Annotated in this window: 7 protein-coding genes and 1 riboswitch; of the genes, 3 read left to right on the top strand and 4 right to left on the bottom strand. The window is 68.2% G+C overall.

The window, feature by feature from the left end:
• The first annotated feature begins 128 nt into the window (after positions 1-128).
• Positions 129-803 (top strand): phosphoglycolate phosphatase, encoded by a 675-nt coding sequence (gene gph / locus AC1DQP_RS13410; RefSeq protein WP_478051776.1) that lies wholly within the window; start codon positions 129-131, stop codon positions 801-803.
• A 215-nt stretch (positions 804-1,018) separates the two neighbouring features.
• Here gph and btuB read toward each other — a convergent pair whose 3' ends face one another.
• Positions 1,019-2,860 carry a TonB-dependent vitamin B12 receptor gene (btuB, locus tag AC1DQP_RS13405; RefSeq protein WP_457318897.1) on the bottom strand — a complete coding sequence of 614 codons (1,842 nt, stop codon included), beginning with the start codon at positions 2,858-2,860 and terminating at the stop codon, positions 1,019-1,021.
• 121 nt (positions 2,861-2,981) lie between these two features.
• Positions 2,982-3,213, bottom strand: a riboswitch (cobalamin riboswitch).
• 152 nt (positions 3,214-3,365) lie between these two features.
• Here btuB and AC1DQP_RS13400 point away from each other — a divergent pair.
• Entirely contained in the window at positions 3,366-3,944 is a 579-nt protein-coding gene (locus AC1DQP_RS13400; protein WP_478051775.1) for a histidine phosphatase family protein, read from the top strand.
• Here the strand turns inward: AC1DQP_RS13400 and AC1DQP_RS13395 are convergent, their stop codons facing one another.
• Both AC1DQP_RS13395 and AC1DQP_RS13390 read right to left on the bottom strand, forming a co-directional pair.
• Positions 3,945-4,319, bottom strand: a complete 375-nt coding sequence (locus tag AC1DQP_RS13395) for a TfoX/Sxy family protein (protein WP_457318895.1) — start codon at positions 4,317-4,319, stop codon at positions 3,945-3,947.
• Positions 4,316-4,798 (bottom strand): GAF domain-containing protein, encoded by a 483-nt coding sequence (locus AC1DQP_RS13390; protein WP_256775169.1) that lies wholly within the window; start codon positions 4,796-4,798, stop codon positions 4,316-4,318. The genes AC1DQP_RS13395 and AC1DQP_RS13390 overlap by 4 nt, the downstream gene beginning before the upstream one ends.
• Before the next feature lie 74 nt (positions 4,799-4,872).
• Between AC1DQP_RS13390 and bioD the strand changes: the two genes are divergently transcribed.
• Positions 4,873-5,559: a dethiobiotin synthase gene (gene bioD, locus AC1DQP_RS13385; protein WP_457318898.1), complete on the top strand. Its 687-nt coding sequence runs from the start codon at positions 4,873-4,875 to the stop codon at positions 5,557-5,559.
• A gap of 267 nt (positions 5,560-5,826) precedes the next feature.
• Here the strand turns inward: bioD and AC1DQP_RS13380 are convergent, their stop codons facing one another.
• Complete coding sequence (locus AC1DQP_RS13380) at positions 5,827-7,245, bottom strand: aminotransferase-like domain-containing protein (protein WP_457318894.1); 1,419 nt, start codon at positions 7,243-7,245, stop codon at positions 5,827-5,829.
• Between the last annotated feature and the right edge of the window lie 266 nt (positions 7,246-7,511).

The raw sequence follows: 7,511 nt of genomic DNA, 5'->3' as shown, positions 1-7,511 counted from the left end.
CTGCGGTTGCAGTTGCACGACGTGCTGATGCGCGGTTGCCGGTTCAAGTGCAGCCGACCAACGGTCGGCTCTACCGGGGCGTGCATCGGCATCACACACGCACCTACGTACAATGGCGCTTCCCTGCTGTGGAAGTGAGCATTGCCTTGTCGTATCCGTATCCGTATCCGTTGGTGGTGTTTGATCTGGATGGCACGCTGGTGGACAGCGCGGCCGATATTGCCGAGGCGTTGAACCGCACGCTGCAGGACTGGCAGTTGCCGCGCGTGCCGGAGGCGACGGTGTTGACCTGGATCGGCGATGGGGTGCGCCGGCTGGTGGAACAGGCGTTCACTGCGGCAGGCAGTAACGTGGATCTGGATGCGGTGATGCCCGGTTTCATGCGTCACTACGAGGCCTGTCTGCTGCGTAGCCCGCGTCTGTTCGACGGGGTAGAAGCGGCGTTGCAGGGTCTGCGCGCGCGCGAGGTTCCCATGGCCATCTGCACGAACAAGCCCTCGGCCCTGGTGGCGCCGCTGCTGCAGCATTTCGGGCTGCAGGATGTTTTCGCGCTGGTGCTCGGCGGTGATTCGCTGCCTGAGCGCAAGCCCAGTGGCGCGCCACTGCGGCATATTGCCGCGCACTTCGGCATCGCGCCGGACGCGGCGTTGATGGTGGGCGATTCGATCACCGATTACCGCGCGGCGGTGGATGCACGCATGCCGGTGGCGCTGGTCCGTTACGGCTATCCGCGTGGACTCGACCTGGACACCGTCGAGGCCGTGGCAGTGATGGATGATCTTCGGGAACTGCTGGCGCTGTAACGTTGGTGGAGCATTGGTCCAAGGGGTGTGGGTGGGGCTGTGTGACGGCCAATGGTTGGCATGTTTTGCTATTTGAAGGCCACTGGCCCGCTGTCTTGGGTGGCGGGTGAGGGGGAGTTCGTCGCGCCTTGGGTGGCGCGACGGTTGGAAAGGCTGCCGAGCATGGCTCGGCATCAGGGGCTGCCGAGCATGGCTCGGCACTACCTGACGGGTGCTTACCTCGGCTGGTAACGCACGCTCAGGCGGTATTCGCGGCCGGGCTGGTTGTACCAGGCCACGGTTTCGTAATCGCGGTCGAACACGTTGCTCACCCGGCCCAGCACCGACCAGTCGCGGCTCAGCGCGTATTCCAGGCGCAGATCGACCGTGCCGTAACCGGCCAGCCGCACCGTGTTGGCGGCGTTGTCGTACCGCTTGCCGGCACCGTTGGCGGTGATGCCGGCGCGGAAGCCGCCGAAGCTGCGGTCGATGTCCAGACGTGCGGTGTTCTGCGCGCGGCGCGCCAGCCAGTTGTCGAACTGCGCGCTGCCATCGGTGCGGTTACGCGGATCGGTGTGGCTGAGCTGTGCGTTGAAGTCAAACCCGGCCCACGCGATCGCGCCGGTCAGTTCCGCGCCACGGATACGCGCCTTTTCCACCTGCGACATCATGAAGGTGGTGGCGTCGTAGGTGATCAGGTCGTCGATGCGGGTTTCGTACACATCCAGGCCCCAGCGCCAGCTGTCGCCCTGCTGGGCGATGCCGAGGTTGGCGCTCTTGGATTTTTCCGGATCCAGGCCGGGCACGCCGCTCCACGGGTCGTAGAGATCGCTGAAGGTCGGGGCCTTGAAGGCGGTGCCGTAGCTGGCATTGAGGCGGAAGCCGCCCCCCAGTTCCAGGCCCCAGCCGAGGCTGCCGGTGGTGTGGTTGCCGAACTGTTCGTTGTCGTCGTTGCGTACGCTGGCCTGCAGGTGGTGCGCGCCGAAGCGGCCCTGGTACTGAAGGAATACACCGGTGTTGTCGCGGTTGTCGACCAGGTAACCGGCGCTGCTGCCATCCAGGTTGTCCTGGCTCCAGTCCACGCCGGCGCTGAGCAACTGGCCCTCGGCCAGGCCGATGTCGGTCTGCACCGATGCGCTGTCGCGATGGGTCTGCGCCGCGCCCAGCCAGGTGCTGCCGTTGTAGTTGTCCGACTCGTTGTCGGCGCGGCCGACATTGACGGTCAGGTTGAAGCGCTCGCTTGGGCTGTAGCGGACCTTGCCGCCGAGCACCTGCTGCAGCGTCTCCGAATAGTTGTAGTAGCCGTCGTAGTGGTTCTCGCCCTTGGCGCGCAGCGCGGTGCCTTCCACGCTCAGCGCATCGGTCAGCGTGTAGCCGCCACGCAGGCTCATGGACAGGTTACGGTAGCCGTCACGATCGGGTTCGTCGGCGCCACAGCCGGCGAAGGTGGCCGCATCGCCGCGGCAGGAATTGATGCCGTCGGTGTGCTGGTAGGCGATGTCGGTGCCGAACCAGCCGCGCTCGCCGCTGCCGCCGAAGCCGGCGCTGGCCTCGCGCAGGCCGTTGCTGCCGCCACCCACCTGCAGGTGCGGGGCGAAGGTGCCGACGTTGCGGCGGGTGAAAATCTGGATCACGCCGCCAATCGCATCGGCGCCGTACAGGCTGGACTGCGGACCGCGCACGATTTCAATGCGTTCGATCTGCGCCAGCGGCAGGTCCTGGATCATCGCCAGGCCCAGGTCGCCGGTGTTGATGCGCACGCCATCCACCAGCACCAGGGTGTGAGCGGAATTGGTGCCGCGCAGGAACAGCGAGCTCTGTTTGCCGAGGCCACCGTTGTTGGTGAGGTTGATGCCGGCGCGGCCGCGCAGCAGGTCCTGCAGCGACGGTGCCTGACTGCGCTCGATCTCGGCGCGGTCGATCACCTGGGCCGGCGAGATGCTGTCCTGCAGGGCGATGGGGGTGCGGGTGGCGGTGACCAGCACCTGGTCCAGTGCGGTGGCCTCGTCCTGGGCGGACGCCAGCAGGGGCAGGGCCGACAACACGGCCAGGGAAAGAACGCGGATCTGCAGCTTCATCGATGACTCCATGCACCGCGCACGCCCGCGCGGCAAAGGGTGGGGATGATCGCGCTGCAGGAGTCACTCGACGGAGAGCGGGCACGCGGCACCGCTTGCCGCCGCCATGCCCGCCGCATCGCAACCAGTCGTCTTCCAGGCCGGTCTCCGGGCTCGCATGGCGATGGCGGTGCCATCGTGCCAGGCGCCTTCCCATGCCGGAGCACAGTGGCGTATTGCCTGGTGTTTCCACGCTTACCGTTGCGGGGGCAGCGCCGGAGTGGCGGCCAGGCACAGGGCCTGACGCGTCACCGGCTTCCCGTTTCAACCTGGCGGCATCGCAGCCCCAGGTCACCTGAAAGTGGGCGCAGTCTAAGCCATCGGCCGGGCCGGCGGAGCGCACCGGTTAGAATGCGCCTCGCTTTTTCGATGTGATCTCCATGACCCCACTGTGGTTGCAGCACCCCGGCACCGACGCCCGTGACCCGTACCGGCCGGCCGCAGCGGGCAGCAGACGGGGCGCGGCATGATCCTCGACCTGATCCGCYACGCCAGCACCGGCCGCGATGGCCACCTGGACGGTCGCACCGATCCACCGCTGGAAGATGGCAGCACCGATGCATTGTGCGCACGCTATGCGACGCTGGGCTGGGCGCGTGTGCTCAGTTCACCGCGCCAGCGTGCGCTGGCCAGCGCCGATGCACTGGCATTGCCGCGCGGGCTGGAGGTGATCGCCGACGAAGAGTGGGAAGAGCTGGATTTCGGCACCTGGGACGGGCAGGCGCTGCACGACCTGCCGATGCAGGAACTGTCCGCCTTCCACCTGGACCCGCATGCCAATCCACCGCCGCAGGGCGAAAGCTGGGGGCACTTCGAACGCCGCATCGGGCGCGGCCTGCATCGGCTGCTCGATGAGCCCGACCCGCCGGCGACGCTGATCGTCAGCCACGGTGGCCCGTTGCGGATGGTGCTGTCGCAGGTGTGCGGGCTGCCGATGGCGATGTGCTGGGCGCTGCGTATCGACCACGGTACGCGGCTGCAGTTGCGCGTTGAACGCGAGGACGGGCGGCTATGGGGCGAACTGCTGGAACTCCAGCAGGTCTGATCACTCCGCCGGTTCGTCCTCACGGTCGAACAGCGGCGCATCACCGGCGTCGTCGTCATCGCGGCGCTCGGCGGTGCGGTCGTACACCGGGCCGGAGGCGGGTGGGGCCTTCTTCAGCGGCTTGTCGGCGATGATCGCGTCGTACTCGGCGACCAGTTCGATGCGGCGCGCTTCGGGCAGTTCCTGCCAGTGGCAGTCCTGCAGCGCGCCTTCCAGCGAATAGAGCAGGTTGAGGCTGGGCTTGAAGCCGGCACGGCGGACCTTCACGAAGGCGCCCACCGCGCCGACCGCGGTCAGCTCCTCGGGCGTGCGCAGACCGACCTGGCGCAGCCAGGCCGCGCTTTTGGGGCCAATGTTGCGCAGCTTGACGCTCATCCCAGGGCCTCGACGAACACCGCGGCGATCGCTTCCAGGCCGGCCTGATCCTCGGCATCGAAGCGCGCCAGCGACGGGCTGTCGAGGTCGAACACGCCGATCAGCGTATCGCCGTGGACCAGCGGCACCACCAGTTCCGAGCGCGAGGCCGAATCGCAGGCGATGTGGCCCGGGAAGGCGTCCACGTCCTCGATCCGCTGGGTCACCCGCTGGCTGGCGGCCGCACCGCAGACGCCCTTGTGCAGCGGGATGCGCACACAGGCCGGCAGGCCCTGGAACGGCCCGACCACCAGCTCGGTGCCGTCGTAGAAATAGAAACCGACCCAGTTCAGGTGCGGCAGCGCGTGGTAGACCAGCGCCGACAGGTTGGCGGCATTGGCGATCCGGTCGCGCTCGCCGTGCACCAGTGCACGGGCCTGGGCCAGCAGCTGGCCGTACTGTTCCGGCTTGCTGCCGGTAAGCGTGGAGTTCTCGAACATGGGCCGAGTCTAGCAAGCAGCAGGGCGCCCCGGGACCGCCGATAATGCACCGCTCCTTCCCGACCACCGCGCCGATGACTGCCCCACCGCTCCCCGCCCTGTACGTCACCGGCACCGATACCGGCATCGGCAAGACCTTCAGCAGCTGCGTTCTGCTGCACGCCCTGCGCCAGCGCGGGGGCCGCGCGGTGGGCATGAAGCCGGTCGCCAGTGGTTGCCAATGGACGGCCGAGGGCCTGCGCAACGAAGATGCCACTGCGCTGCTGGCCGCCAGCGACCCGCAGCCGGCCTATGCCGACCTCAACCCGTATGCGCTGCCGCTGCCACTGGCGCCCGAGCTGGCCGCCGCCGACGCCGGCGTGAGCCTGGCGCTGGAACCGATAGAAGCCGCGTTCGCGCGCCTGCGTGCCCAGGCCGATACGGTCGTGGTCGAAGGCGTGGGCGGCTGGCTGGCGCCGCTGTCGGGCAGCCTCGACCAGGCCGACCTGGTGCATGCCCTGCGCCTGCCGGTGGTGATGGTGGTCGGGCTACGGTTGGGCTGCCTCAACCACGCGCGGCTGACCGCGGCGGCGATCGCGGCCAGCGGAGCGACCTGCATCGGCTGGATCGGCAATGAGGTCGACCCGCAGATGGCGCGCATCGACGACAACATGGCCCTGTTGCATACGCGGCTGGCGATGCCCTGCCTGGGGCGGTTGCCGTACGCACCGGGGGCCGAACCGGCCGGGTTGGCGGATTGCCTGCGCCTGCAGGAGGCGTAGGGCTTCCGAGCGCGGCGAAGCAGCCACCCATGGGGTGGCTCTACCGTGGCACGGTCCCAATCGGGTAGAGCCACCCCTTGGGTGGCTGGCCCCACCGTGGCAGGGCCTCAACCGGGTAGAGCCACCCCATGGGTGGCTGACGCCACCGTAGCAGCGCCTCAACCGGGTAGAGCCACCCCATGGGTGGCTGACGCCACCGTGGCAGTGTCCCAATCGGGTAGAGCCACCCCATGGGTGGCTGGCGCGCGGTGTTGGCCGGTGGCGTTTTCATTCGCCGCGCAGTGCGCAGGCCAGTTGGCCCAGCGTGCTGATCGCCGCCACGTAGCGCTCGTCCAGCTCCTGGCAGCAGGACAAGCGCAGGCAATGCCGGTATCGCGCACCGCGCGAATACACCTGGCCGGGCATGAACACCACGCCCTTGGCCAACGCCTGCTCGAACAGCTCGCCGGTGTCGATACTGGCGGGCAGTTCGACCCACAGCAGGAAGCCGCCGGTGGGCTGGGTGGCCAGCGTCCCGGCCGGAAAATGCTGGGCGATCAGGCTGCGCACGCGTCGCACCTGGTCGCTGTACAGACGCCGCAACCGGCGCAGGTGCTGCTCATAACTGCCCGCCTCGAGAAACGCACCGACCGCTTCGCCGAGCAGGCGCGGTTCGGCGCCGGTGGACTGGAACTTGAGCAGTTGGATGTCGGCGGCGAAGCGACCGGCGTCGAGCCAGCCGATCCGGTAGTCCGGGGCAAGGGTCTTGGAGAAGCTGCTGACCACCATCACCCAACCGTCGTCATCGAAGGCTTTGAGCAACGGCGACAGCGGCTCCTGGAACTGCAGCTCGGCATACACCGCATCTTCGATCAACGGAATCCGATAACGGTTCACCAGCGCGGCCAGCCGCTGCTTCTCGGCCACCGGCATGGTGAAACCAAGCGGGTTGTGCACGCTGGGCATGGCCACGATCGCGGCCAGCGCGCCCCGTTCGAGCTGCGCGGCGACGGCATCCACGTCCAGCCCGAGGCGCGGGTCGGTGGGCAGTTCGATCGCCTTCAGGCCCAGGTTGCTCAGCAGCGGATACAGGTTGAAATACGACGGCGCTTCAATGCCCACCGCATCGCCCGGACGGGTCACCGCGCGCAATGCGAGCTGCAGCGCTTCCATCGCACCGTGGGTGAGCACCAGGCGTTCGACGCTGGTGTGCAGCCCGAGCCGCGGACCGCGCCGCACGATCTGTTCGAGCAGGCGCGTAGCGGCATTGGGCCGCGCGTAGGTTTCCACCATGCCGGCGCGGCGCAGCACCTGCGCGGTGCTGCGCGCCAGCTTGTCGCCGGGATAGAAACGGCGGCCACGGGGGCCGGCGAAGGCGAGGTCGACAACGCCGGGCTGCTGCTGTGCGGCCAGTACGCGGGCCATCATCAACTGCTGCGCCTGGGTGGTGGCCAGCGACGGCGCCTGGCGCAGCGAGCGGGTGGGCTCGGCCAGGCGCGCGCTGACCACGAAGCCGGCTTTCGGCCGTGGAATCACCAGGCCGGCGTCTTCAAGCTGGCGGTAGGCGGCGATGACGGTGTTGAGGCTGAGCTGGCGCTGTGCGGCCAGCCCACGCAGCGACGGCAGGCGCGTACCGACGGGCAGACGGCCGCTGTGGATGGCGTCGGCCATTTCATCGGCCAGGGATTGGTAGAGGTTGGCTGCCATGGGGTGCCCGCAGGAATCTGTAACCATGCGGATGGCCAAACGCTGGCTCTGTATCCGCGGCTTGACGCAGCCTAGCATGCTCCTGTCAGCGCCCGGCCCACCTCCGCCGCGCACCCCGGTCCTTCCCTCGCGCACGGCGGTGCGGTGTTTCGCCGTGCGCTTTTTTTTCCAGATCAACGGCCGGCGTGTGCGGGCTTTCGCTGGTTCGGGCGGGTACGGGTGGGTTTGCGGGACACGCCGCAAGTACGTSCCTGTAGGCTCGCGTA

This window comes from Stenotrophomonas sp. P5_A8, assembly GCF_056400545.1.
This window is presented reverse-complemented; position numbering and strand designations above follow the sequence as displayed.